The 25,175-nt window shown below is 70.0% G+C and carries 17 protein-coding genes, 3 pseudogenes and 2 CRISPR repeat arrays; of the genes and pseudogenes, 14 read left to right on the forward strand and 6 right to left on the reverse strand.

Annotated features, from left to right (window positions below):
* Positions 1 to 2 precede the first annotated feature (2 nt).
* A complete protein-coding gene (locus tag ACTWP8_RS00170; protein WP_443320078.1) occupies positions 3 to 1,073 on the forward strand; it encodes a LacI family DNA-binding transcriptional regulator in 1,071 nt (356 codons plus the stop codon).
* A gap of 36 nt (positions 1,074 to 1,109) precedes the next feature.
* Complete coding sequence (locus ACTWP8_RS00175) at positions 1,110 to 2,027, forward strand: phosphatase PAP2 family protein (RefSeq protein ID WP_443320079.1); 918 nt, start codon at positions 1,110 to 1,112, stop codon at positions 2,025 to 2,027.
* A gap of 23 nt (positions 2,028 to 2,050) precedes the next feature.
* Here ACTWP8_RS00175 and ACTWP8_RS00180 read toward each other — a convergent pair whose 3' ends face one another.
* From ACTWP8_RS00180 to ACTWP8_RS00190, 3 genes are all read right to left on the reverse strand, one after another.
* Positions 2,051 to 5,092 (reverse strand): bifunctional [glutamine synthetase] adenylyltransferase/[glutamine synthetase]-adenylyl-L-tyrosine phosphorylase, encoded by a 3,042-nt coding sequence (locus ACTWP8_RS00180; protein WP_443320431.1) that lies wholly within the window; start codon positions 5,090 to 5,092, stop codon positions 2,051 to 2,053.
* 130 nt (positions 5,093 to 5,222) lie between these two features.
* Positions 5,223 to 6,491, reverse strand: a complete 1,269-nt coding sequence (locus tag ACTWP8_RS00185; protein ID WP_443320080.1) for a PP2C family protein-serine/threonine phosphatase — start codon at positions 6,489 to 6,491, stop codon at positions 5,223 to 5,225.
* Between the two features lie 159 nt (positions 6,492 to 6,650).
* Positions 6,651 to 8,213: a glycosyl hydrolase gene (locus tag ACTWP8_RS00190; protein ID WP_443320081.1), complete on the reverse strand. Its 1,563-nt coding sequence runs from the start codon at positions 8,211 to 8,213 to the stop codon at positions 6,651 to 6,653.
* A gap of 480 nt (positions 8,214 to 8,693) precedes the next feature.
* Between ACTWP8_RS00190 and ACTWP8_RS00195 the strand changes: the two are divergent.
* Both ACTWP8_RS00195 and ACTWP8_RS00200 read left to right on the forward strand, forming a co-directional pair.
* A pseudogene (locus ACTWP8_RS00195) lies at positions 8,694 to 8,813 on the forward strand (IS5/IS1182 family transposase); the annotation flags it as partial.
* A 212-nt stretch (positions 8,814 to 9,025) separates the two neighbouring features.
* Positions 9,026 to 9,274 carry an SCO4226 family nickel-binding protein gene (locus ACTWP8_RS00200; protein ID WP_443315872.1) on the forward strand — a complete coding sequence of 83 codons (249 nt, stop codon included), beginning with the start codon at positions 9,026 to 9,028 and terminating at the stop codon, positions 9,272 to 9,274.
* 456 nt (positions 9,275 to 9,730) lie between these two features.
* On the opposite strand, the pseudogene ACTWP8_RS00205 reads toward ACTWP8_RS00200, so the two are convergent.
* A pseudogene (locus tag ACTWP8_RS00205) lies at positions 9,731 to 9,823 on the reverse strand (glutamine synthetase); the annotation flags it as partial.
* Between the two features lie 970 nt (positions 9,824 to 10,793).
* On the opposite strand from ACTWP8_RS00205, the gene ACTWP8_RS00210 reads away from it, so the two are divergent.
* The 10 genes and pseudogenes from ACTWP8_RS00210 (at position 10,794) to cas2e (ending at position 21,684) form a co-directional block, all read left to right on the forward strand.
* Positions 10,794 to 11,006: a hypothetical protein gene (locus tag ACTWP8_RS00210; RefSeq protein WP_443320082.1), complete on the forward strand. Its 213-nt coding sequence runs from the start codon at positions 10,794 to 10,796 to the stop codon at positions 11,004 to 11,006.
* Positions 11,003 to 11,437, forward strand: a complete 435-nt coding sequence (locus ACTWP8_RS00215; protein WP_443320083.1) for a type II toxin-antitoxin system HicB family antitoxin — start codon at positions 11,003 to 11,005, stop codon at positions 11,435 to 11,437. Before ACTWP8_RS00210 ends, ACTWP8_RS00215 begins: the two co-directional genes overlap by 4 nt.
* Before the next feature lie 104 nt (positions 11,438 to 11,541).
* A CRISPR array of direct repeats spans positions 11,542 to 12,057; the repeat unit is 28 nt; unit sequence GGAACATCCCCGCGGGCGCGGGGCCGAC.
* 137 nt (positions 12,058 to 12,194) lie between these two features.
* Complete coding sequence (cas3, locus tag ACTWP8_RS00220) at positions 12,195 to 15,116, forward strand: CRISPR-associated helicase Cas3' (protein WP_443320084.1); 2,922 nt, start codon at positions 12,195 to 12,197, stop codon at positions 15,114 to 15,116.
* A 218-nt stretch (positions 15,117 to 15,334) separates the two neighbouring features.
* Positions 15,335 to 17,008, forward strand: a complete 1,674-nt coding sequence (gene casA / locus ACTWP8_RS00225) for a type I-E CRISPR-associated protein Cse1/CasA (protein WP_443320085.1) — start codon at positions 15,335 to 15,337, stop codon at positions 17,006 to 17,008.
* A 5-nt stretch (positions 17,009 to 17,013) separates the two neighbouring features.
* Complete coding sequence (gene casB, locus ACTWP8_RS00230; RefSeq protein WP_443320086.1) at positions 17,014 to 17,598, forward strand: type I-E CRISPR-associated protein Cse2/CasB; 585 nt, start codon at positions 17,014 to 17,016, stop codon at positions 17,596 to 17,598.
* Between the two features lie 73 nt (positions 17,599 to 17,671).
* Entirely contained in the window at positions 17,672 to 18,802 is a 1,131-nt protein-coding gene (gene cas7e, locus ACTWP8_RS00235) for a type I-E CRISPR-associated protein Cas7/Cse4/CasC (protein WP_443320087.1), read from the forward strand.
* Positions 18,802 to 19,626, forward strand: coding sequence for a type I-E CRISPR-associated protein Cas5/CasD (gene cas5e, locus ACTWP8_RS00240; RefSeq protein WP_443320088.1), 825 nt, complete (start codon positions 18,802 to 18,804; stop codon positions 19,624 to 19,626). The genes cas7e and cas5e overlap by 1 nt, the downstream gene beginning before the upstream one ends.
* Before the next feature lie 3 nt (positions 19,627 to 19,629).
* Complete coding sequence (gene cas6e, locus ACTWP8_RS00245) at positions 19,630 to 20,379, forward strand: type I-E CRISPR-associated protein Cas6/Cse3/CasE (RefSeq protein WP_443320089.1); 750 nt, start codon at positions 19,630 to 19,632, stop codon at positions 20,377 to 20,379.
* A 2-nt stretch (positions 20,380 to 20,381) separates the two neighbouring features.
* Positions 20,382 to 21,409 (forward strand): annotated as a pseudogene (cas1e, locus tag ACTWP8_RS00250) (type I-E CRISPR-associated endonuclease Cas1e).
* On the forward strand, positions 21,406 to 21,684 hold the full coding sequence (gene cas2e / locus ACTWP8_RS00255; protein WP_443320090.1) for a type I-E CRISPR-associated endoribonuclease Cas2e: 279 nt from the start codon (positions 21,406 to 21,408) through the stop codon (positions 21,682 to 21,684). The pseudogene cas1e and the gene cas2e overlap by 4 nt, the downstream one beginning before the upstream one ends.
* Before the next feature lie 18 nt (positions 21,685 to 21,702).
* Positions 21,703 to 22,097: a CRISPR direct-repeat array (repeat unit 28 nt; unit sequence GTCGGCCCCGCGCCCGCGGGGATGGTCC).
* A gap of 574 nt (positions 22,098 to 22,671) precedes the next feature.
* Here cas2e and glnA read toward each other — a convergent pair.
* Complete coding sequence (gene glnA / locus ACTWP8_RS00260) at positions 22,672 to 24,033, reverse strand: type I glutamate--ammonia ligase (protein ID WP_443320091.1); 1,362 nt, start codon at positions 24,031 to 24,033, stop codon at positions 22,672 to 22,674.
* Between the two features lie 116 nt (positions 24,034 to 24,149).
* Positions 24,150 to 25,049, reverse strand: coding sequence for an alpha/beta hydrolase (locus ACTWP8_RS00265; RefSeq protein ID WP_443320092.1), 900 nt, complete (start codon positions 25,047 to 25,049; stop codon positions 24,150 to 24,152).
* Positions 25,050 to 25,175: the final 126 nt, after the last annotated feature.

Genomic DNA, 25,175 nt, shown 5'->3' on the forward strand with positions numbered 1-25,175 from the left:
CCGTGACCGCACGGCTCGCTGACATCGCAGCACAGGCGGGGGTCAGCGAGGCGACGGTCAGCCGTGTGCTCAACGGGAAGCCCGGCGTCGCCGCGACCACCCGCCAGTCCGTGCTGGCCGCGCTGGACGTGCTCGGCTACGAGCGCCCGGTGCGGCTGCGGCAGCGCAGCGCGGGCCTGGTCGGGCTGATCACGCCGGAGCTGGAGAATCCGATATTCCCGGCCTTCGCGCAGGTCATCGGCCAGGCGCTGACCCAGCAGGGCTACACGCCCGTGCTGGCCACCCAGACTCCGGGCGGCTTCACCGAGGACCAGCTCACCGAGATGCTGGTGGACCGGGGCGTCACCGGGATCATCTTCGTCTCAGGGCTGCACGCCGACACCTCGGCCGACATGGAGCGGTACGAGCAGCTTCGCGCCCAGGGCGTGCCGTTCGTCCTCATCAACGGCTTCTCCTCGAAGGTGCAGGCGCCGTTCGTGTCGCCCGACGACCGGGCGGCGGTCCGGCTCGCGGTCACCCACCTCGCCGCGCTCGGCCACGAGCGGATCGGCCTCGCGCTGGGACCGAAGCGGTTCGTACCGGTGCAGCGCAAGATAGAGGGCTTCCTGCGCAGCATGGACGACGTGCTGGGGGTGCCGGCCGGTGATGCCGAGTCGCTGGTCGAGCACTCGCTGTTCACGCTGGAAGGCGGCCAGGCGGCGGCCTCCGCGCTGATCGGCCGGGGCTGCACGGCGGTGGTGTGCGCAAGCGACATGATGGCGCTCGGCGCGATCAGAGCCGCCCGGCAGCACGGCCTCGAGGTGCCGCACGACATATCGGTGACCGGCTTCGACGACTCACCGCTGATCGCCTTCACCGATCCGCCGCTGACCACCATCCGGCAGCCGGTGCCCGCGATGGGGCAGGCGGCGGTCCGGGCGCTGCTCGAGGAGATCGGCGGGACACCGGCACCACACAGCGAGTTCGTCTTCCTCCCCGAGCTGGTCGTCCGCGGTTCGACCGCCGCCGGCCCCAAAGGACAGCCGTCCTCCCCAAGGCGTAACGTGGGTGACGTAGACCCGACCGGCGAGTGATCTGCAGAAGGCGAGCATCTGGCAGACTGTCGCGCTATGGGTGAAGCGACTGTGGAGACTCTGGAAGGCCGGACGGCCCTGTCACCCATCGAGGAGCGTGCGGACCGCCCGGCACAGGCGCGGCGCGCCTGGATGGAACGGTTGCGCACCCCCCGCAGGCCCCGGTTGTGGTTCGAGATCCTCCTCATCGCGGTCAGCTACTGGACGTACTCGCTGATCCGCAACGCCGTCCCGGAGCAGAAGCGGGAAGCGCTGCAGAACGCCGACTGGATCTGGCGGGCGGAGGAAGTCCTCGGGATCGCCGTGGAGCGGACGGTCAACCACGCCGTGAACTCGGTGGAATGGCTGATCGTCGGCATGAACTACTACTACGCGACGCTGCACTTCATCGTCACCATCGGTGTGCTCGTGTGGATTTACCGCGGGCACCCGGGGCGTTACGCGGCGACACGGCTCGTGCTCTTCGCCACCACGGGCGTCGCCCTGCTCGGCTACTACCTCTACCCGCTTGCGCCGCCGCGCCTGATGTCCGGAGAGGGCTTCATCGACACGGTGCTGGTCCACGAGACATGGGGGTCCATGGCGTCGGGCAACTTGGCCAACATGTCCAACCAGTACGCCGCCATGCCCTCCATGCACATCGGCTGGTCGGTGTGGTGCGGCATCACCATCGTGATGCTGGCGCGGCCGTTGTGGGCGAAGACGCTCGGCTGGCTGTACCCGAGCTTCACACTGCTCGTGATCGTCGCGACGGCCAACCACTTCTGGCTCGACGCGGTCGGCGGGCTGATGTGCCTGTCCTTCGGCTACGCCCTGTCGTACGCGTGGTACGGCGGGCTGCCGTACGCGCTGCCGCGCCGGGTGGCGACAAGGATCTCCCCGCCGCGACGGCGAGCAACCACCGCGGCGGAGCCCGCCGGTGCCGAGGCGACCGCAACCGGTCTGAGGGCCTGAACGGTGTACGGCCCTTCGTGGGGCTACGCCCCGTAGAAGAGCTCCTCGACCACAGCTCGCGCGCGACGCGTGACGCGCCGGTAGTCGTCGAGCATCTCCCCACTGCTTCCGACGTGCGGCTGCCCACGCGCGGGTCCCGGCCCGTAGCCGAGGTAGCGGCCCACGGCCGCAAGCTCCCGCGCTTCGGTCGGGAAGGTGTCCCCGGGACGGCCGCGGACCAGCATCACCGCGTTGCGCACCCGGGTGGCGAGCACCCACGCCTCGTCCAGGATCTGCGCGTACTCGGTGGAGATCAGCTCCGCGGCGTGCGCGGCGTGCAGCGCGTCCCGCGTCCGCGTGGTGCGCAGCCCCGGCTCGGCCCAGGCGTGCTGCATCTGCAGCAGCTGCACGGTCCACTCGACGTCGGACAGGCCGCCGCGGCCCAGCTTCGTATGCGTCGTACGGTCGGCGCCGCGCGGCATCCGCTCGGACTCCATACGGGCCTTGAGCCGGCGGATCTCCCGTACGGCGTCCTCGCCGAGGCCCTCGGCCGGGTAGCGCAGCGGATCGATCAGCTCGATGAACCGCTCCCCCAGTCCCGGATCGCCCGCGACCGGCTCGGCGCGCAGCAGGGCCTGGCTCTCCCAGACCAGCGACCAGCGCCGGTAGTAGGCGGCGTACGACTCGAGGGTCCGCACGAGCGGTCCCGCCTTGCCTTCGGGGCGCAGGTCGGCGTCGATCAGCAGCGGGGGGTCGGCGCTGGGCAGCTGGAGCAGCCGCCGCATCTCGTTGGCGACGGCGAAGGCGGCCCGCGACGCCTGCTGCTCGCCCACGCCTTCGCGCGGCTCGTGCACGAACATCACGTCGCAGTCGGAGCCGTAGCCGAGCTCGTGGCCGCCGAAGCGGCCCATGCCGATCACGGCGAACCGGGTGGGCAGTTCGTCTCCCCACGTGTCCCGGACGGCGGCCCGCAGGGCGCCCGCGATCGTCGCCGCGTTCAGGTCGGAGACCGCGCTGCCGACCAGGTCGGCGGCCCACCCGTGGTCGGTCTCCGCGGGCGTCAGCTCGGTGCCGTACGCGCCGACGATGTCGGCCGCGGCGGTGCGGAACAGCTCGCGGCGGCGCACCCCCCGGGCCGCGGTGACCGCCTGCTCGGCGTCGTCGGCGCGGCCCACCGCGGCGAGGATCTCCTGCTCCAGGTGGGCCCGGCCGCGGGGCTTCAGCTCCTCCGGGTCACCGAGCAGGGCGACCGCCTCGGGGGCGCGGAGCAGCAGGTCGGGGGCGAGCCGTCCGGCGGACAGCACGCGCGCCAGGTTCTCGGCCGCGGCGCCCTCGTCCCGTAGCAGCCGCAGATACCAGGGGGTCTTGCCCAGCGCGTCCGACACCTTGCGGAAGCCCAGCAGCCCGGCGTCGGGGTCGGCGGAGTCGGCGAACCAGCCGAGCAGCACCGGCAGCAGCGTGCGCTGGATGGCGGCCTTGCGGGTCACGCCGGAGGCGAGGGCCTCCAGGTGGCGCAGCGCGGCGGCCGGGTCGGCGTAGCCGAGCGCCTCGAGGCGCTGGCGCGCGGCGCTGGGGCTGAGCCGGGCCTCGGCGGGCTCGAGCTCGGCGACGGCGGACAGCAGCGGCCGGTAGAAGAGCTTCTCGTGCAGCCGCCGCACCTCGCGCGCATGCCGCCGCCACTCGGCGTTCAGCATGGCGACGGGCTCGTGCCTGGCGGGCCAGTCGTAGCTGCGGGCGAGGCTGCGGCCGAGGCGGCGCAGGTCGGCCTCGTCCTCGGGGACCAGGTGGGTGCGGCGCAGCTTGTACAGCTGAATGCGGTGCTCCATGGTGCGCAGGAAGCGGTACGCGGCGTCGAGCGAGGCGGCGTCCGCCCGCCCCACGTATCCGCCCGTGGCGAGGGAGTCCAGGGCATCGAGCGTGGAGACGCTGCGCAGCGAGGCGTCCGAGCGGCCGTGCACGAGCTGGAGCAGCTGGACGGCGAACTCCACGTCCCGCAGCCCTCCGGGGCCGAGCTTGAGCTCGCGCTCGATGTGGTGGGCGGGGATGTTGTCGACGACGCGGCGCCGCATCTCCTGCACGTCGCTCACGAAGTTCTCGCGCTCGGCCGCCTGCCAGACCATCGGCGAGACCGCGGCCACGTACTCCCGGCCGAGCGCGGCGTCGCCCGCCACCGGCCGGGCCTTGAGCAGCGCCTGGAACTCCCAGGTCTTGGCCCACCGCTGGTAGTACGCGAGGTGGCTGGAGAGCGTCCGCACGAGCGGGCCGTTGCGGCCCTCGGGCCGCAGGTTCGCGTCGACGGGCCAGATCGTCCCCTCGGCCGTCGTGTCGGAACAGATCCGCATCATGTGGGAGGCGAGGCGGGTCGCGGCCTGGATGGCCTTGGCCTCGTCGGCCCCGTCGGCGGGCTCGGCGACGAAGATGACGTCCACGTCCGAGACGTAGTTGAGCTCGTGGCCGCCGCACTTGCCCATGGCGATCACCGCGAGCCGGCAGGCGGCGGCGTCGGCGGGCGCCCCGGACTCGGCGAGGCCGAGGGCTGCGCGCAGTGTGGCGGTCGCCAGGTCGGCCAGCTCGGCGGCCGCGTCGGCGACGTCCGTGGTCCCGCAGACGTCGCGCGCGGCGATGGTGAGCAGACAGCGGCGGTAAGCGGCCCGCAGCGCGTCGGGGTCCGCCACGCCGTCGAGGCAGCGCTCGAACTCCTCGACGCCGGGGTGCAGATCGGCCGACTCGTACGTCACCAGGGCGTGCCAGTCGAGCGGATGCCGGGCGAGGTGGTCGCCCAGCGCCTCGGACGCGCCGAGCACCCCGAGCAGCCGGTCGCGCAGCGGCTTGGCGGTGACGAGCGTGTCGAGCAGGACCTGCGGCTCGCTCCCGTGCCTGCGCAGCGACTCGACGAGGCGCACGAGGGCGTTGAGCGCCAGGTCGGGATCGGCGGTGGCGCCGAGCGCGTCGAGCAGGACGGGGTCGGAGCGGACGGGCGAGAGCTCGGGTGTGTCCAGCAGCCGGGCCGCGGCGGAGGGATCGGTGAAACCGTGCCTGAGCAGCTGAGTGAACGTGCTGCTCCGGCGCCCCTGCGGCACGGACATCGGCATCGCCCGCCTCCCGTCGGTCAGACCCCGCCGCCGAGCCTAACCGCCTCCGGCGCGGTAGGCCCCACCACGTCCCGCTGCCGCCGCAGTGGCGGGGGACGCCGGGGGAAGGTGTGCCGGACGCGGGTCAGAGGCGGATGACGACCAGGGCGATGTCGTCGCGGGCACCGCTGCTGACGCCGAGGCGGGCCAGCAGGGCGTCGGCCAGGCGCTCGGGGTCGAGCCGGGCGTAGCGGGACAGGGCGTCGGTCAGGCGCGCGATACCGGCGTCGATGTCCTCGCCGCGGCGTTCGATGAGCCCGTCGGTGTAGAGCACAAGGGCGTCTCCGGGGGTGTAGGGCAGTTTGGCCTCCCGGCGCGGCATGTGTTCGGAGCGGGTGGCCAGTGGCGGGTCAGTGGCCTGGTCCAGCACGTCGCTGCTTCCGTCGGCGTGCACGAGGATGGGGGGCAGATGGCCTGCGCTGCTGTACGTGATCAGGTGGGTGGTGGTGTCGATCATCACCTTGACGGCGGTGGTGGCCAGCGCTCCTTCAACGGAGTTCGCATAGAGCCCCAGGATTTGCAGCGCCCTGCTCGGGCTGTCCGTTGCACGCATGGCAGCGGTCAGGGCACTGCGCATCATCCCCATGACGGCGGCAGCCCCCAGGCCGTGGCCGACCACGTCACCCACCGCCGCTGCGAACCGGCTCGTGGGTGCGTCTCCCGTCGGTATCTCTCCCGCGGATATGTCAGTGACGTCGTACCAGTCACCGCACACGTTGAGCGTCCCGGTGGCGGGCAGGTAGCGCACCGCGATGCCCTCCCGGGGGAGGTCCGGCGAGTAGAGCATGGCTTCCTGCAGGGTGAGGGCGACCTGCCTTTCCCGGGCGTTGGCCTGCCGCAGTTCTTCATTGAGCCGCTGCAGTTCCTGCGCCCGTGCGTACAGCTCGGCTTCCGCTCCCCGGTCCCCTGCCTCCGGGCCCTGGCGGAGGCGGCGGGAGCGGACGAAGTCGGTCACGTCCTCCACCCGGACGATGATCCACGCCACCCCGCCGTCCGGTCCGAACACGGGGGTATTGATGGGCGACCACCACCGCTCCTCGAACGCGCTGGGGCGGCCCGCGACCGGGATGTCGTATTTCTGAAGAGCCATGGTGTCCGGCTCCCGCTGGGCCAGGACTCGGTGCAGCGAGGCTTTCAGATTCGGCACCCCATCGGCGTCGGGATCCGCCGGGTTCTCCGGGAAGGCGTCGAAGACATACTGCCCGACCAGATCTCCCCGGGTCCGCCCGGTTGCCTCCAGATACGCCCGGTTGACGTCCACGATCACCAGGTCCGGGCCCAGCACCACATACGGGCTCGGCGTGGCCGCGAACAGCGCCGCGTAATCGATCTCCGGTGTCGTCACACGCTCCATGCCAGTCCCCCTCACCGGCTCAGTCACCAATCTACGGGGGACCCGGGATCCCGCCCACCCACCACGTACTCCCGGTGTTCGGCCGGGGGCGGGCCGCCCTTGTCCGGTGTCCTGCCGGTCGCGGCTCGGGGCGGGGGCCGGTCACGAGGGGCCGGTGTGTCAGCCCGCGTCGTGGTAGGCATGGCCGCTGGCGTTCGCGGTTGCCCCGTTGTACAGGCCGGTCGGGCTGGTCCGGGTGGACAGGGCGAACCACGCGTAGCGCTTCACGAAGTCCAGGCTCTCCAGCATCTGCGTCGACGACGTGATGAAGGCGGTCTGCTCCTGCTTGCTGGGGTAGCGGGGCGCGGCTCCGGAGAAGTCGATGAGGGCGTACTCGGTCAGCCAGATCGGCTTGTGGTAGCGGTCGTGGACGGCCTGAAGGTAGCCCCGCAGCTGTTCGGTGGCGGCGGGGCCGAAGTCGGCGCCGTACCAGTGCAGCGGGATGAAGTCGACGCGCAGACCGCGGTCGGCGGCTCCCTGCATGAAGCGGTCCAGCCAGCCGCCGGGGGTGTCGCCACCGGAGGCGACCGCGGGGGCGCCCAGGCGCAGGCCGGTCTTCTCCAGCCGGGGCCAGAGGTCCAGGGCTTGCTCGGGGGTGAGGTTGGCCTGCCCGACTGAGTCGGGTTCGTTGAAGCCGAGGAGGTGCGTGCCTTCCTTGGCGGCCCGGCCGAGCTCGGCGTCGGTGACCGAGCCGGCGCCCCAGATCATCGGGACGAACTCGGTGCCCCGCGGCTTGGCGACCTCGCCGGTGGAGGAGGTCCAGTTGTGGTACCAGGACGCGCCGGAGTCGGCCAGCGCCTGGGCGGCGCCGTCGACGGGGTTGAGGCTGACGCCCTTGCGGGGCGAGGGCGCGGCGTCCCTGCCGGAATGGGGACCGGGGCTCTTGCGGGGCTTGTGCGGGGCGTCGCTGCCGGCTCCGTGGAAGGTGACGGTCAGGCCCTTGCACTTGCTGCACTGGCGCATGACCTGGTTGCCCGGCTCGGCGTCGTGCTTGGACCATGCGTACGCCTTGGGGCAGTGCTGGGTGATCGCGTCGCTGTAGGCGGTCTTCGCGTCCCGGTTGGGGTTGACGCACACCAGCGGCTTGCCCGTGCCCTTCTCCTTGGTCAGGTTCTCGGGCGGGCAGGCGGCCAGCAGGTCGGCGGAGCAGCCCAGCTCGGCGCAGTCGCCGCCGTCCGCGGACGGCTTCACGCCGTCGGGGGTGATGGTGACGGGCACGGAGACGGCGTTGACGTAGCTGACGTCGTACCAGGGCGCCATGGCGTCACCCCGGTCGAAGTTGAACTCGGCGAGACTGACGGGCTGCTCGCCGGTGGAGCAGCGGTCGACGAACGGCCCGCAGTCGCCGACGGCGCAGTGGAAGGTGCTGCCGTCCTCACCGGTGCAGCCCTGGCGGGCGAAGAACGTGCCGCGCCAGTGCCCGGAACCCGAGTGCTCGGGAATGGTGACGGTGGCGGATTGGCCCGGGTCCAGCACCGGCAGCCGCGTCAAGGGGGTCGAGCCGTCGGCGTTGACCGTGCTGCCGACCCAGATACGGCTGCCCGTCTTGTTCTGCAGGGTAACGGTGTGCTCGGCGGCCCCGGCGGAAAGCGCCTGCTTGTCCGAGGCAGCGGCCGGCGCCCCGGCTATGCGCTCGTCAGGAGCACCGGAAGGGGCGTGAAGCGCTGAGCCTGCGGCTGACACACCGACAGCGACCAGCAATAACACAACGAGAAGTGACCGCATTCGCATGGAATATGCCTCTCGAGCCGGGCTTGCGTCAGACGACGATGAGGTAGCGCCTGCGTATGCCCGACGTATGCGCGCAGCGGAAGGTTCACCGGGTCCTGCCGACGACGCTCGGGAGGAGCAGGAAGACCCGACAGGGCCGACGGTTCGGGGCCGCCCTTCGACGGCCCACAGACGGGCCCGGCCTCTGAGGCCCATAACGCCCGCAGGCATGCACTGCGCGACGTGTGAGATCTGCGCGTCGCGCTGCAACGCTACCGTTCGTTCTTCAACCGTCTCCTCAGCACCTGAGATCAACAGCACCTGAGGTCAACGGCGACCGCGCACAGCGTGCGGCCGCGCCCACCCCCGCTGGGGCCCGGCCCACCGTGCCCACCGTCCCCGACCGTCGCCGGACCGTTTCCGCACCGGGTGCGAACCGGGATGCAGTGAGGTGACCTGCCCGAACGGTGCGGGCCCTGGAAGACGGTCTACGAACGTCACCGGCTGTGGTCCGCCGACGGGACAGGGGAGCGGCTGCTGCAGCGGGTCCAGGCCGCGACCGACACCGCGGGCCGTACGGGCACATCCGCATGCGACCGCCCTTTGATCATGGCGAAGACAGGCCGCCCAAGTCCTCACGGGTTGAGGCAGCAGCCCCGGTTCGCCTCGGCGAGGTGGCGGGCGCACGATGGTGAGAGGGGGAGACCGCGGCCAGGGTAGGACGACGCCTCACAGCGTCCGTGCCGCAGCCCATGAGCCGATGAGACGAAGGAAGGTGGCGGACGATGACGACATTCATGGATGTCCACCACGACATGAAGGGCATCACGGCCGAGCAGCTCTCGGCGGCACACCGGGCGGACCTGGAGATCGAGGCGGAAGAAGGGGTGCACTTCGAGCGGGCGTGGGCCGACCCCGAGGCGGGAGTCGTGTACTGCCTGTCCGAGGCCCCCTCCGCAGAAGCTGTGAAGCGCATACACGAGCGCACTGGTCACCCGGCCACCGAGATCCATCCTGTGCCGCTTTCCGTCTAGCTGGCCAGCCCGCTTGCCGGTCCCGCACGGCGTCGGCCACAGACGCGGCGGCGCGGACGAGCGCCGCCGTGGCCGTCGAACGGGCCCCTGCGGCCAGGCGATGACGAGGACCGCGGGCGGAGCGTCCGGGACCGGCCGGAAGACGACGCCCGGGCGCGGATAGCGGGCGGCGACGGAGGCGGGCAGCAGGGGGGTGAGGCGGCCCAGTCCGACGAGCGTGAGCAGCTGGGCGAGGTCGCGGCCCTCGCTGCGGATCTCGTCGAGGAACCGGTGCAGATCGCCGGGGCGCAGGCCGAGGTCGGCGAGGGCCAGGCGGCCCCGGACGACGTCCCGCTGGTCGGACCCGACGACCTGTCCCCGAGGGCATGGCAGGGGTCGCCTCCGAAGTGCTGGACCGTCCGGTGCGCGTCCAGCGGACCAGCAGCGCGGACTACAAAGCGACGGCGCTGCCTGCGCCTACAGCACCGGCAGGTTCTTCCGCAGCTCGAAGGCGGTGACCTCCGAGCGGTACTCCTCCTACTCCTGCTTCTTGTTGCGCAGGAACTGATCCCCTGGCGTGGGCGCCTCAGGAGCTTCACGCTCCCCCGCCGCGGACCTGCGGCGGAGCCGTCGTCATTGGTCATTGTTGGTCGCCGTCGGCCCCTGTCGGACGGCCCACAGACGGCCGGGATGCCTTACCCGTACTGGGAGGGCAGGTGCCATATAGCGCCGATGTGACGTTGAGCCAAGGGCTATCGGGGGGCGGGGCCGTATTCCGCGGCGGCACCCATCCGCTGGAAGCATCCCCGCGGATGCGAAGTGTCGGAGCCGACCAGACCTGGAAGGCGTAGAACGTCAATTCGGCAGCAGCATCCCCGCAGGCGCGCGGGGCCGAGACCTGGCTCACCGCCGCCCAGCACGGCGAAACAGGAGCATCCCCGCGAGCGCGGGGCCAACGTCCCGGAGGTACTGCGAGGCGATGCCGGCCTCGGAACATCCCCGCCGAGCGCGGGCCGACCCATGGGGCGTGACTGAATCTTCCCACGGTGGAGGAACATCCCTGCGAGCGGTCGGTCACCACTTCGGCCCGACGGCGACCGCCCACTGGGGGCCGCAGCATCGGCTGGCGAACCCGCGGCCGCTGAACGTGGACGACGCATCGATGATGCTGCGCCCCGAGCTGTTCCGTACGACGAGGGCGCGCGGACTGGCGAGACGGTTGCCGTACGTGCAGGGTGAGACGGTTGATCTGACGCCGGACGAGGCGGACATCTTCATCGCCAGCATGCAAGCCTTCATGCCAAGACTGGGAGCTGGCGAAGCAGCGCCAAGCGGTGAGGGCGGCGGGCAGGCAGGCGGCGGTGATGGCGGTGTGCGGGCGCATGGACAGTCCCCTTGTTGGTGTCCGGGGATGAATGGTGACGGGCCGGACGGCGGGGTGGCGGGATGATGACCGTCTGTTCGAGCGCTGCGTGAATGGGCGCGCGGTTTGTCTAGCCTAGCTAGACTTGACTCGTCTAACTACACTAGACTTTAAACCATGAAGCATAGGGACCTGATCAAGAAGATCAGAGACGCGGCGAAAGCCAAGGACATCCCCTTCGAGATGCTGCGGCAGAAGGGCAGCCACCAGATGTGGGTCTGCGGCCACACCCGCGTCGTAATCCCTAAGCACAGCGAGGTCAACGAAATAACCGCAGAGCACATCTGCAAGACGCTCGAGCCCGAACTTGGAGAGGGGTGGTGGCGGTGAGCGCCTACCGCGTTATTGCGCGGCGAGCCGGCGACTGGTGGGCCCTCGAGGTCCCCGATCTGCCGGGTGTCTTCAGTCAGGCCAAGCGCCTGGAGAAGGCCGACGACGCAGCTCGCGAGGCGATCGCGGTGATGCTGGACGTCGAGCCCGACAAGATCGAAGTCCAGGTTGAGCCGGTGCTGTCTCCCGCTGCACGCGAGGTCCTGCAGGAGGTCGAGCAGGCCCAGCAAGCAACAAGGAAGGCCGCCGACGAGGAGCGTCGCGTGATGCAGCGCGCTGCTGCTGTGCTGACGCGCGACCTCAGCCAGCGAGACGCAGGCAAGATCATGGGACTGTCCTTCCAGCGCGTGTCCCAGCTGCTGAACTCACGCTCTGTGCGGGCCAAGAGTCGTGCCCGCAATCCAAAGCCAAGGACGCGGGTCAGCAGCTGAGCAAGAGCAGCTGACACGTCGCGAGGCCCCCGACCCGCTGGTCGGGGGCCTTCGTCATGCCGCGGCGCGCCCGGCGCATTCGGCGGCGGGAGCAGTGGGAGGGGGGAACATCCCCGCGAGCGCGGGGCCGACCGAACTATCAGGGAGCTGACAGAACGTGAACGAGGAACATCCCCGCGGGCGCGGGGCCGACGGTCCCGGTCCTTGCGGTACCGGTCTCCCCCTCGGAACATCCCCGCGGGCGCGGGGCCGACTCGATGCCCATCAGGCGGGACAGCTCGTAGGACGGAACATCCCCGCGGGCGCGGGGCCGACCCGCGCACGGCATCGGAGAACACGGGCTTGTAGGGAACATCCCCGCGGGCGCGGGGCCGACCCTACAACCCGATAGCCTGACTCCCGATCGGCCGGAACATCCCCGCGGGCGCGGGGCCGACCGCCGGTGCCGTCGGGAGCTGAGTGACCCTGAAGGAACATCCCCGCGGGCGCGGGGCCGACTGTACGGCGGGAAACTGCTGGTCAGGGAGGTCGGGAACATCCCCGCGGGCGCGGGGCCGACCGGCGGGATGGTCGTGCCCGCGAGTGCTTGGGCGGAACATCCCCGCGGGCGCGGGGCCGACACTTGCCGACCTGCGACGTTATCGCGACGTGAGGGCTTTCCGCATCGGGTGGTGCGCGGCACTGACTGACTGCGGGGGCATACCCGCGCCTCGACTGCTCTGAGGCCATTTTCGGCGAGCTCACGTGATTGTCAGTGATGGCCCCTACTCTCTCGAACCATCGACGCGAGGAGGCGGCGGTGGGGGCGGAGCGCGGTTTCTTAAGAACCTACGAGCCGGAAGTACGACGTCAGTTGGGGGCCTTGTGGGGAAAGTCAGCGTCTAAAGGCGGGGGTCGTAGCAACCTGCTGTTGTCGCACCTGCTGGACACCGCGGCGGTGGCGGAGTGCATCTGGGACTTCTATCTGGCTCCCTCGGTTCGCCGAACGCTGGATGTGGTGGCCGGCGGGCGAGGCAAGGGGAGGGCCCTGTTCGCTTGGGTATGTGGGGTGCACGACTGTGGGAAAGCCACTCCGGCGTTCCAGCGGATGGATGAGCCGGGTGCGCGGGCCGTGCAGGAAGCGGGGCTGTCGTGGGACCGGCATCTCGTAGAACGCTACCGATGGCGGCATGACAAGGCCGGAGGGAAGCTGATCCGCGGGCTGCTGGAGGGAGCAGGGTGGCGGGCGGAGCAGTGCGAGTGGGTGTGGCCGATCGTGGCTGGGCACCACGGTTTCTTCCCGTCAGCAGGTGATCTGCGCGAGCCACGGGCAGCGCGGGGGCATCTGCAGGGCAGAGGAGCGTCATGGGCGCAGGTGCAGCGGGCCGTGGTGGAGGTGTTCAGCGAGAGGCTGGGATTCGAAGGGCTTGCGGCGGTCGAGCCGCGCGAACTTCCCAGCCGAACCGCGCAGTTGCAACTGAGCGGGTTCGTGGTGATGGCCGACTGGATCGCGAGTGACGAGCGCTTCTTCACTGGGATCGATGACCTGGCCCAGGTCAGTATCAAGGTTGCGCGTGAACGCGCCGCAGCTGCGTGGAGCGCGCTGGGTCTGCGGGGCGGTTGGGGAGATCTGGATCTTCCTAGTCCGGAGGCGTTTCGCGACCGGTTCGGACACGGGCCGCGGCCATCTCAGCTGATGGTGCTGGATGCCGTAGGGCGGATGGGTGGGCCGGGGCTGCTGGTAGTTGAGGCCCCCATGGGCGAAGGGAAGACGAAGGCCGCGCTGGCCGCGGCAGAGGTCCTGGCTGCCCGGTTCGGAGCGGACGGTGTGTACGTCGGGATGCCGACGCAGGCCACGAGTGATCCCATGTTCGGGCACGTCAGGAAGTGGGCGGCCGGCATCGGGGACGGTCTGGAGAGCCAAGTCGCGCTTCTGCACGGCAAGCGGATGTTCAACCGGGAGTGGCAGGAGCTGCTGCAGGAGGCTGGCGAATCCCCGGATGACGTCTTCTGTGGGATCGCGGAGGACGAAGACGAGTACGGCATGTCCGGGCCGTTCGGTGCCGATGCGCAGGATGTGCCGGAGCGCAGGGCTCCGGCGGAGTGGTTCCTGGGCAGAAAGCGCGGGCTGCTGAGCCCGTTGGCGGTCGGCACGATCGACCAGTTGCTGTTCGCCGCGACGAGGACCAAGCACGTCATGCTCCGGATGGCCGGCTTGAGCGGCAAGGTCGTGATTCTGGACGAGGTGCACGCTGCCGATGTGTACATGTCGCAGTTCCTGAAGGAGGGCCTGCGCTGGTTGGGACAGGCGGGCGTGCCGGTGGTGCTGCTCTCCGCGACGCTGCCGCCGGGACAGCGCCGGGAGCTGCTTGAGTCGTATGTCGGAGGTGAAGGGAAGGAGAGTGCCTCTGGGCCCGAGATTCCGGAGCCGGACGGATATCCGAGCGTCACGGCCGTGTGGGGCACCGAGCAGGGGGTGGGGCATCTCGTGGAGGACACTCAGCCCTGGCGCGGTGACTTGTCCGTAGGCGTCGAGGTCCTGCCTGAGCTGGCCCGGCAGCAGACGGATGAGGCCGGTTCGCCAGGAGATGCCACGGTGGCTCGCTTGCTGGAGGACCGTCTGGCGGACGGCGGCTGTGCGCTGGTGATCCGGAACACCGTGGCACGGGCGCAGGCGACCTTCCAAACACTGCGCGCCGTCTTCGGTGAGGAGGTCCGTCTACTGCACGGACGGTTGCACGCCGAACACCGGGCAGAGCGCACGCAGGAATGCTTGGAGCTGCTGGGGCCGCCTCGCGAGGACGGCCCGTCCCGGCCGGACCGCCTGATCCTGGTTGCCACGCAACTGGCCGAGCAATCCTTCGACGTGGACGCCGATCTTCTGGTGACCGACCTGGCACCGGTTGACTTGCTCTTGCAGCGCATCGGCCGCGTACACCGTCACGCCGGGGTCGTTCGACCGGACAGGCTGCGCGAGCCGCAGGTGGTCGTGACAGGTTTCGCCCCTGTCGAGGGCCGGGCCCCGTGGATCCTGCCAGCGAGTGAGGCGATTTACGGCCGATATCTCCTACTGCGGACGGCAGCACTGGTGCTGGCGAGTGAGGGACAGCACTGGCAGGTACCCGGTGTCGTGCCGCAGCTAGTGGCGAAGGTGTACGGGGACGCTGAGCATCTGGTCCCTGAGCCGTGGCGTGAGGAGGAGGCCCAGGCGCGCGCCGCTTGGCAAGCCGAGCAGGCTCGGCGAGCACGCGCCGCCGAGCCGTATCTGCTGGCCCGGCGGGGCGAACAGGGCCAAACCACACTTGAGGGCCTGCACTTCGGCGGCATGCAGAACGGCCTGGACGAAGCAGCGTTTCAGGCCATGGTGCGCGACGGCGAGAAGAGCACCGAGGTCGTGCTGCTGTCCCGGGACGAGCGCGGATACCGCTCGCTGGGCGGCCGCTGGCTCGGCGTCAACGGTGAAGTGTCGACGGACCTGGTAGAGCACGTGCTGGGCACGACGGTCCGGCTGCCGACCGCGCTGACTGAGGCCGCCGAAGCGGAACTACGGCCCCTAGACGCGTGGCAGGACCATCCGTGGCTGCGTTACAGCCGCGCGCTGGTCCTGGACGAGCGTCACAGCGCGCAGCTCGGCGGCTGCACTGTGCGCTATGACAAGCAGCTGGGGCTCGTCGTCACCCGCAAACCCACGCGCCAGTAAGAGGGTTGGGCCGGGACAGACCAACCCGTATCCCCTACACGCCTGGCGGAAGCGGGGCCCACGCCCAGACACTGCTACGGCCCCGCGGGACTGTCTCCTGCGTGGAGCTGGGCGCGGGCGGGAGCCAGAGGCAATCCAAGCATTTCGCAGATTACGGCTCATCCATAGCCGTAACCTGTCACCCCCTCGCAAGATATGACTAGTTGAGGATCTCCGTTATGCCCTCCTACGACTTGCTGGAGCAGCCCTCGCTGATGCTGCGTCCTCGCGGCGGCGGCGACATCGTCGAGGTCGGCTGGGCCGAAGCGCTGCTGCGGGCTGATGAGTTCGAGTCACTCGTCGTGGACCTGCCGACGCAGGTGCCCGCGCTGTTACGGCACGCGTTGCTGCCGATCGTCCTGGACGCTCTGGGGTCTCCGGTCGACCTGCACGAGTGGTCCCGCCGCTTCACCGAGGGCAGGTTCACGCAGCCCGAGCGTGAGCGGCTGCTGGCGTACTGCGAGGAGCACCGCGATCGCTTCGATCTCTTCGGTGCGGATGCGCCCTTCGCTCAGGTGGCTGACCTGCGGACGGCCAAGGTCGAGACCAAGGGGTCGGCGCTTCTGGTGGCCACGGCCGCGACCGGTAACAACGTCCCTCTGTTTGCCTCCCGCACCGAAGGCGACCCGCTTCCCCTCTCTCCGGCGCAGGCCGTGCGCTGGCTGTTGCATACGCACTGCTGGGACACCGCCGCCATCAAGACCGGCGCTGTCGGCGATCCGAAGGTCAAGGCCGGGAAGACGACAGGGAATCCAACCGGTCCGCTTGGGCAGCTCGGCCTGATCGTCCCCGAGGGGCGGACGCTGTACGAGACTCTGCTGCTGAACCTGCCGATCGGCAAGCAAGGACTGGCCGGCACTCCGCAGTGGCGCCGCGCTCCGGCGGAAGCGGCCTGGCAGACCAGAGCCCCCGACGGGCTGCTCGATCTGTGGACCTGGCAGTCCCGGCGTATCCGCCTGATCCCTGAACAGACCCCGGACGGGCTGCGGGTGACACGCATCGTTCTGTGCGCCGGCGACCGGCTCGAAGCGCTGCCCGAGTGGGAGACGCACACGGCCTGGAAGTTCACCAAATCCAAGAAGAGTCGTATCGGAGCGGAGCGCTCCCCGCGTCGCCATCAGCCCGGGAAGGCGATCTGGCGCGGCCTGGACGCCCTGCTCGCCTCCGAGTACCAGCCCGGCAGCGGCGACGGATGGGAGACCAGCTCCCTTCTCCTCCAATTGGCGGAGCTCCAGGAGCACCAGGCGGTCTCTGACGAGTATCCGCTGCGACTGCAGACCTTCGGCATGTCCTATGGCACCCAGTCAGCGGTCATCGAGGACGTGCTGCACGATGCGATCCCGCTCCCGGTCACCGCACTGCGAACGGACGGGCTTGCCTACGCCGTGCTGCTGGAGGTCGCACAGCAAGCGGAAGACCTGGCCACGGCTATCAACAACCTCTCGGCGGATCTGCGGCGAGCATCCGGAGCCGACCCGATTCCCTGGGACAAGGGCCAGCGGCCGGGGGAGTTCGTCCTGCACCTGCTGGACCCGCTGGTCCGCCAGCTTCTGACCAAGGTGCGAGCAGCCGGAGAGGACGACGACCTTCTCAACCGCGGACAGGTGGTCTGGGAGCAACGAGCCTGGCTCCTTGCCCGGGAGGTCTCCGAGCCGCTTTTCGCCGCCGCCCCCGCGAGCGTCTTCTCCGGACGCACGGCCATGCGGAACAACAGGCCAGTTACCTACTCCCTGGGCACTGCGGAGAGCAACTTCCGCCGTCGGCTGGCCCAGATCCTCCCCCGCGCCACCGAGCCCGCCACCGAACGCCGATCAGACCGGGCAGCAGCTGTCCTCTCGAACCCCGGAGCGTGACACCTATGACCAGCACCAGTCCTGCGCGCTACTGGCACCGATACATCACCGCAGAGGGGACCTGGCGACGCGAGCGCGCTCCTGGCGAGGACCTCGCCGCGCTGCGCGCCGGCCTGGGCCGCGAGGCCATGGACGTTCCCAAGATGTGGCCCTACTACACGTGCACGGTGGATGACGGCCTCGCACGCCGTGGTGGTGTATCCACCGAACAAAGGGCTGAGCACGCCGCCCTCGCCCTCTTCGGCCTGCATCAGCAGTCCCAGCAGGACCCCATGCACCGTCCGGGCATCGGCCTTGGGCAGGCGCTGCGCAGACTGCGGACCCACGGAAAATTCAGCGAACAGGCCATAGACGCCCGCGTCGGCGCTCTCGCGAGCGCCAACAGCGCCCCCATGCTGCTGCACCGGCTTCGCGGTCTGATCCCGCAGCTGCGCACGATCCGCCAGCCACTGGACTATGACCGGCTGCTCCGTGACATTCGCGCCTGGCATTACCCCGACACCCGGCAGCGCGTACGCCGCACCTGGGCCCTGGACTACCAGGTGTGGGCCCAGCCCACTGCCAAGGCCCCGGAGACAACGGGCCTCTGAGCTGCCTCACCGCACCCCGCATCGCTCCTCTCTCCATCCGCACCGCCGTACGCACACACCCGGAGAAGTCCTCATGGCCCAGCGCCTGTACATCGACGTCCACATCATCCAGACCGTCCCGCCGGCCAATCTCAACCGGGATGACCAGGGCAACCCCAAGGAAGCACTCTTCGGCGGGGTCCGTCGCTCCCGCGTCTCCTCGCAGGCGTGGAAGCGCGCCACCCGCAAGGCCTTCGCCGAGCACGTCCCTGCCGAAGACCTCGCCACCCGCACCAAGCGGATCGCTGCAGAGTTGTCCAAGCGCCTGCAGGCGCGCACAGAGATTGATGACGAGAACGCCGCCAGGATCGCGAACGCTCTGCTGGCGCCTCTGGGGATCTCGGCCGGAAAGAAGGCCGGGGACACGGCCTACCTGTTGTTCTTCGGGCGCCGTCAGCTGGAGGACATCGTCGACCTGGTCGCCGACGATGCAGCTGACCTCGCCACCCTGGACGATGAGGCCCTCGCCAAGCAGGCGAAGGAGCTGCCCGTCGAGGAAAAGTTCCGCACAGGCCACCCCAAGGATGTCGCCCTGTTCGGCCGCATGGTCGCCGACATCCCCTCCCTCAACGTCGACGCGGCGACCCAAGTCGCCCACGCCCTCTCGACACACGCCGTGGAGCTGGAGAACGACTACTACACCGCCGTCGACGACGAGAACGAAAAGGAGGAGACCGGCGCCGGCATGATCGGCAACATCGGCTTCAACTCCGCAACCCTCTACCGGTACGCCACCGTCGGCCTGCACCAGCTCATCGACAACCTCACCGAGACTGAAGCCGCCCTGGACGCCGTAGACCTGTTCGTGCGCTCCTTTGCACAGTCCATGCCCACCGGCTACGCCAACTCCTTCGCTCCCCGCACCCGTCCCAGCCTCGTCGCCGTTGTCGTACGCGAGGACCAGCCCGTCAACCTGGTCTCCGCGTTCGAAAGGCCTATCGCCACCGTCAACGGCATCGCCACTGCCTCCGCCGACCGGCTGGCCCAGGAATTCATCACGGCCGCCCGGCAGTGGGGCGACACCCCCCTCCACACCGCGGTCTGTCACACCCTCGCCGACAAGGAATCAGCCACAGTCGACGAGGCCTTCGGAGAGAACCGGACGTTCGCCGACTTCCTCGCCGGCCTCCGTGCCACCCTCGCCGTGAACGTGAAGCAGGGCTGATGGCCACCGATTCCACCGCACCCGCCGAGCAGGAGGAGACCGTCCTGCTGCTCCGTCTGGCCGGGCCGCTCCAGTCCTGGGGCGACCGCAGCGTCTTCAACCGTCGCGAGACCCGTCCCGAGCCCACCAAGTCCGGCGTCATCGGGCTGCTCGCCGCCGCCGAGGGCCGACCCCGCGAAGCACCGCTCGGCAATCTCCTGGGACTTCGCCTGGGCGTGCGGATCGATCAGCCCGGCACTCTGCTGCGCGACTACCACACCGTCAGCGACTACCGGGGCGAGCCGCTGCTACAAGCCGGAGTAACGGGCAAGGGCCTTCAGAAGCGGACCTCGCCCCCCAAGGAAACCCACGTCACCCACCGCTTCTACCTCCAAGACGCCGTATTCCTCGCCGCCGTCGCAGGACCCCGCCCACTGCTGACGACCCTGGCCACGGCGGTCGCCCAGCCCGCGTTCCCCCTCGCTCTCGGGCGCCGCTCCTGCGTACCGAGCCAGCCCCTCTGTCTCGGCCTGCGCACCGGAGCACTCCGGGAAGTCCTCAGCGCTGAACCTTGGCGGGCCTCTGATCACGCCCGCGAGCGATACGCCCGCCGCCACGGCACCCGCCCACAGCAGATCGACCTGTCCGCAACGCTCGAGGACGACCACGGCGAGGACCAGCTCAACGACGCGCCGCTCTCATTCGACCCACGCAACCGCCGCTTCACGACCCGTCGCGTGCACCACACCTGGCTGTCGGTACCCACCGGCTTCCCCGCCCCGAGCGCTCAGGGCGATGAAGCAGACGGAAACGGCCACGACCCCTTCGCCCTGCTCGGCTGGTGACCCATGACCTACCTCTCCCGTATCCGCATCAACCCCCTGCGGGCCGGCAGCCGCAACCTGCTCGCCAACCCGCGCGCCATGCGCGGAGCCGTCCTAGGGGGCATCCCCGACCGGCCGACGGACGAACGAACCCTCTGGCGTCTCGACACCGACAACCCCCGCCGCCCGGTGCTCTTCGTCCTCAGCCAGTCCAAGCCCGACTGGACACACATGGTCGAGAGCTCCGGATGGCCCGACGCGGACGGCGAACATGCCGCCGTCCGCGACTACACACCCCTACTCGCCCGTATTGCACTCGGCCGTGAATTCGCCTTCCGGGTCACCGCAAACCCCGTGCAGAACACCTCCACCCCCGTGAAACCGAGCGGTGTGCAAGCCGAGCGCGCCGCCCGCGGCGAACGACGCTCCTACCGCATCGGCCACCGCACCGCGGCCCAGCAGCTCACCTGGTTCCTGCAGCGCACCCCGCGCTGGGGCTTCGAGGTTCCCCCAGCCCCTGTCGACACCTACGACGACAAAGCAGCCGAACCAGCCCGTGACCTACGTCTGGTCGCCCGGAATCGCCTCTCTTTCCGCAAGAACGACGCCGGCAAGCCCGTGATACTGCATACCGCCACCTTCGAAGGCCGCCTGCGCATCACCGACACCAGCCTGCTCACCGACGCTCTTCTCACTGGAATCGGCCCCGCCAAGGCGTACGGCTGCGGGCTCCTCACCCTCGCCCCCTTGCCCGGAGCGAGAGGAAGCGACTGACCATGGCGAACATCTGGTGGAAGTCCCACCCGCATGACCTGCACCGCCTCGACGACCGAATCTCCAGCGTCTACGTCGAACGCAGCCACCTCGACCGCGACGAGAACGCCGTCGTCATCATCAACAAGCGCGAAACCGTACGGGTCCCTGCTGCAATGATCGCCGTCATGCTGCTGGGCCCCGGCACCCGAGTCACACACGGCGCGATCAACCTGCTCGCGGACTCCGGAACGACCGTGTGCTGGGTCGGGGAGCAGGGTGTACGGATGTACGCCGCCGGGCTCGGCCCCAGCCACGGCGCCGGCCTCCTTGCCCGCCAGGCATGGCTGGTCACCCGCCCCAAGGAACGCCTTACCGTCGCACGCGCCATGTACGGCATGCGCTTCCTGGCGAGGACATCTCCACCTGCACGATGCAGCAACTACGCGGCCGCGAAGGCGCCCGCATCCGCAAGCTCTACAAGGCCCACTCCCAGCGCACCGGCGTCCCCTGGACCCGTCGCGAATACCGCGCCGGAGACGCCCACGCCGCTGGCGATGACCTCAACCGACTTCTTTCCGCGGCCAACGCGGCCCTGTACGGCATCTGTCACGCCGTCATCGTCGGCCTGGGCGCCAGCCCCGGACTCGGCTTCGTCCACACTGGCTCAGCCGTATCCTTCGTCCTCGATATCGCCGACCTGTACAAGGCCGAATACACCATCCCGCTCGCCTTCGACCTCGCGGCGAGAGGGCTGACGGACGAACGCGACGCCCGGCTCGGCCTCCGCGACCGCATCGCTGAAACCCATCTCCTCGCTCGCATCGTTCGCGACATCAAGGCCCTGCTGAACCCCGAAGGGAGCGAGATCCCCGAGGACGACATGAATCAACTCTGGGACGACCAGGTCGGGTCTGTAGCGGGAGGAGTGAACTGGTCTGCCGCCGACATCCCGGCAGACCTCCAACTCGTCCAACCGAACATGGGCGAGGACCACATCGCTGTCATCGGGCCCGAGTTCGATACGCCGGCAGGAGCCAAGCCCGTATGACGGTCATCGTCCTCATCGCAGCACCTGAGGGGCCACGAGGCCATCTCACTCGGTGGATGGTCGAGGTCAACGCCGGAGTCTTCGTCGGCAACCCCAGCCGCCGCATCCGCGACCGTCTCTGGGAACTCCTAGCCAGCCGCATCGGCGACGGTCAGGCGGTACTCGTGGAGCCTGCCAGCAATGAACAAGGCTGGGCTGTCCGCACCGCAGGCAAAGACCGTTGGCGACCCGTCGACTACGACGGACTGATCCTCAGCGCCCGCCTCCGCCGATAAGCCTGCAGCTCAGCAAGCGTCGGCCCCGCGCCCGCGGGGATGGTCCGCCCAGGTTGTAGGTAAGGACGTCGGTGTAGGCGTCGGCCCCGCGCCCGCGGGGATGGTCCCTCCAGCGACAGCTCCCCGGACTTGAGGCCGCCGTCGGCCCCGCGCCCGCGGGGATGGTCCCACCCCCGGTCGGTGGGGCCCCTTCGCCGTCAGGTCGGCCCCGCGCCCGCGGGGATGGTCCGGTCATTCACGCTCCACGTCCAGGCAAGTCGGTGTCGGCCCCGCGCCCGCGGGGATGGTCCGATCGCCATGGGCATCATCAGCATCGGGATGGTGTCGGCCCCGCGCCCGCGGGGATGGTCCCCGTTCCCGGGCCCGTTTCTCGCCGATCCTGCCGTCGGCCCCGCGCCCGCGGGGATGGTCCCATGTGGGCGGCGTACTTCGGTTTCATGATCTGGTCGGCCCCGCGCCCGCGGGGAGTCCTTCGCCGTTGGCGAATTCTCTGTGGTTTATGTCGTCGGCCCCGCGCCCGCGGGGATGGTCCGCTCGTGTCGCACTGGCTACGAGCACTGGGACTGTCGGCCCCGCGCCCGCGGGGATGGTCTCTCCGAAGGGCATACGCCTGCTCAGCGATGGCGGTCGGCCCGGCCCCACGGCTGACGCACCCTCTCGGCGACCGGTTCACCGAAGAAACACGTCGACAAAGCTCTGCGGGTGGTGCTGAACTCCGCCGTGTTCCGTCCAGGGGCCAGGACCTCACCGCCGCCGGGACCTACACGGAGATGGTCAGCCGCTTCACGGAACCCGTACTGCTCGCGCTGGCCGTCCTAGCCATGCGCAGCCGCATCAAACGCTGACACCCACCGAGACGAGCAGGACACCGATGCGGCCCCGGACGGCCCACAGACGGCCCAGGGCCGGTGAGACGCCACAGGGTCAACGGTCACGAACCGTCGACCCTGAGTGACGCCCCAGCCAGGAACCCCCGCTGACCTGCGCCTACAGCACCGGCAGGTTCTTCCGCAGCTCGAAGGCCGTGACCTCGGAGCGGTACTCCTCCCACTCCTGCTTCTTGTTGCGCAGGAAGAAGTCGAAGACGTGCTCGCCCAGCGTCTCCGCGACCAACTCGCTCCGCTCCATGAGGGAGATCGCCTCACCCAGGTTCTGCGGCAGCGGCTCGATCCCCATCGCCCGCCGCTCCGCATCGCTCAGCGCCCACACGTCGTCGTCCGCGCCCGGCGGGAGCTCGTAGCCCTGCTCGATGCCCTTGAGGCCGGCCGCGAGCAGCACCGCGTACGCGAGGTAGGGGTTGGCGCCCGAGTCGAGGGAGCGGACCTCGACGCGCGTCGACCCGGTCTTGCCCGGCTTGTACAGCGGGACTCGGACGAGCGCGGACCGGTTGTTGTGGCCCCAGCAGATGTACGAGGGGGCCTCGCCGCCCGCGCCCGCGGTGCGGTTCGCGCCGCCCCAGATCCGCTTGTAGGAGTTCACCCACTGGTTCGTCACGGCCGAGATCTCCGCCGCGTGCCGGAGCAGGCCCGCGATGAAGAACTTGCCGACCTTGGAGAGCTGGTACTCGGCGCCCGACTCATGGAAGGCGTTGCGGTCCCCCTCGAAGAGGGAGAGGTGCGTGTGCATTCCGGAGCCGGGGTATTCGGAGAACGGCTTCGGCATGAAGGTCGCCTGCACGCCCTGTTCGAGCGCGACCTGCTTCATGATCAGCCGGAAGGTCATGACGTTGTCGGCGGTCGACAGCGCGTCCGCGTACCGCAGGTCGATCTCCTGCTGCCCCGGGGCGCCCTCGTGGTGCGAGAACTCCACCGAGATGCCCATGGACTCGAGCATCGTGATCGCCTGGCGGCGGAAGTCCATGCCCACGTTCTGCGGGGTGTGGTCGAAGTAGCCGGAGCTGTCGGCCGGGGTGGGCCGCGAGCCGTCGACCGGCTTGTCCTTGAGCAGGAAGAACTCGATCTCGGGGTGGGTGTAGAAGGTGAAGCCGAGGTCGGAGGTCCTGGCGAGGATGCGCTTGAGGACGTAGCGCGGGTCGGCGTACGAGGGCGAGCCGTCGGGCATCAGGATGTCGCAGAACATCCGGGCCGTGCCGGGCGCCTCGGCGCGCCACGGGATGATTTGGAACGTGCTCGGGTCCGGCTTGGCGATCATGTCGGACTCGTAGACGCGGGCGAAGCCCTCGATCGCCGAGCCGTCGAAGCCCATTCCCTCGTCGAATGCCTGCTCGAGCTCGGCGGGGGCCACCGCGACCGACTTGAGGAAGCCGAGCACATCGGTGAACCACAGGCGCACGAAGCGGATGTCGCGCTCTTCGAGCGTCCGAAGCACGAACTCCTGCTGCTTATCCATGATTCCTATCCTCGCAGGTCAGACGGCTTGCTCTGGTGCTTCTGAGGTCCGTCACGGCACTGTGGCCAGCTCAGTATCACGTGACGGGGTTTCGCTCTCGTTTCGCGCCCCCGGGGTCAGGCTAGGTCCTCCGGGCCAGGATGTCCCGAGCGGGGGACGCTGCTGAGCACAGCGCGGGCGATGGCGGCGGGGTCGTCCATCATCAGCAGATGGCCCGCGGGGGCTGCTATCCGGAAGTGCGCACCGCCGAGTTCCGCGGCGAGCCGCCGCTGCCGGTCCAGCCGGCGCAGCTCGCGCGGCGACTCGGTCGCGCCGTACGCGGCGAGGACGGTGACGGGGACGTCGGGCAGCGGGTGGCGGGCGCGGAGGGCGGCGACTTCGGCGGCGAGTCCCGCGTAGGACGCGTTCTCCAGCAGGCCGGCGCGGAGTACGCGGGTGGTGCGGTAGCAGCGGCGTACGAGGTCGTCGGAGGCCGGGTCGCGGTGGCGTACGGTCCCCACGCGGACGGTCAGGCGCCGGGCGGTGCGACCGAGCGCGAGGGGCAGCCCGGCGGCGCCGAGGGCGGTCGCGAGCAGCCGCGCCGCGGCGGCCCGCGGCGCGGCGGGGACGGCGGGGCCGCGCGGGTCCTCCTCCACGCTGCAGTCGACGAGCACGAGCCCTGCGGTACGGGCGGGGTGGAGGCGGGCGAACGCCTCCGCGTGGAACCCGGCGAGGGAGTGGCCGACGACCGTGCAGGGGCCCGTCAGCCCGAGCGCGTCGAGTACGCCGAGGATGCGGGCGGCCTCGCCCGCGGCGGTGGGGGTCAGCGGGGGCGGGGCGGGCGCGCTGAGTCCGAGGCCGGGGCGGTCGAACCGTACGACGGTGCGGTACGGGGACAGCAGCGGGATCACGGGGTCCCAGTCGAACCAGCTGCTCCCGAGCCCGCCGCTCAGCACGCAGGCGGGGCCCGCGCCCTCGACCACGACGTGGGTGGGCACGCCCGCGATGCGGAGAATCCGCCCCGGGACGCCGTTCACCGGACGCCCCCCGCCTGGCAGTCGCGGCCCGCGCGGCAGCCGGCGACGGGGGAAGGCCGGCCACCGCGTCCGGAGACCGGACTGGGCCTGCGCCTCATAAGTCTCATGCTGCGCGCGTACGCCCGG

Source organism: Streptomyces sp. 7N604 (assembly GCF_052245475.1).
Classification (GTDB): Bacteria; Actinomycetota; Actinomycetes; order Streptomycetales; family Streptomycetaceae; genus Streptomyces.

What these genes read in the sequence shown, in the direction of transcription:
- ACTWP8_RS00175 (WP_443320079.1), top strand. Translation starts at nt 1,110, where the DNA reads ATGGGTGAAGCGACTGTGGAGACTCTGGAAGGCCGGACGGCCCTGTCA.
- ACTWP8_RS00180 (WP_443320431.1), bottom strand. Translation starts at nt 5,092, where the DNA reads ATGTCCGTGCCGCAGGGGCGCCGGAGCAGCACGTTCACTCAGCTGCTC.
- ACTWP8_RS00185 (WP_443320080.1), bottom strand. Translation starts at nt 6,491, where the DNA reads ATGGAGCGTGTGACGACACCGGAGATCGATTACGCGGCGCTGTTCGCG.
- ACTWP8_RS00200 (WP_443315872.1), top strand. Translation starts at nt 9,026, where the DNA reads ATGACGACATTCATGGATGTCCACCACGACATGAAGGGCATCACGGCC.
- ACTWP8_RS00210 (WP_443320082.1), top strand. Translation starts at nt 10,794, where the DNA reads ATGAAGCATAGGGACCTGATCAAGAAGATCAGAGACGCGGCGAAAGCC.
- cas3 (WP_443320084.1), top strand. Translation starts at nt 12,195, where the DNA reads ATGGCCCCTACTCTCTCGAACCATCGACGCGAGGAGGCGGCGGTGGGG.
- casA (WP_443320085.1), top strand. Translation starts at nt 15,335, where the DNA reads ATGCCCTCCTACGACTTGCTGGAGCAGCCCTCGCTGATGCTGCGTCCT.
- casB (WP_443320086.1), top strand. Translation starts at nt 17,014, where the DNA reads ATGACCAGCACCAGTCCTGCGCGCTACTGGCACCGATACATCACCGCA.
- cas7e (WP_443320087.1), top strand. Translation starts at nt 17,672, where the DNA reads ATGGCCCAGCGCCTGTACATCGACGTCCACATCATCCAGACCGTCCCG.
- cas5e (WP_443320088.1), top strand. Translation starts at nt 18,802, where the DNA reads ATGGCCACCGATTCCACCGCACCCGCCGAGCAGGAGGAGACCGTCCTG.
- cas6e (WP_443320089.1), top strand. Translation starts at nt 19,630, where the DNA reads ATGACCTACCTCTCCCGTATCCGCATCAACCCCCTGCGGGCCGGCAGC.
- cas2e (WP_443320090.1), top strand. Translation starts at nt 21,406, where the DNA reads ATGACGGTCATCGTCCTCATCGCAGCACCTGAGGGGCCACGAGGCCAT.
- glnA (WP_443320091.1), bottom strand. Translation starts at nt 24,033, where the DNA reads ATGGATAAGCAGCAGGAGTTCGTGCTTCGGACGCTCGAAGAGCGCGAC.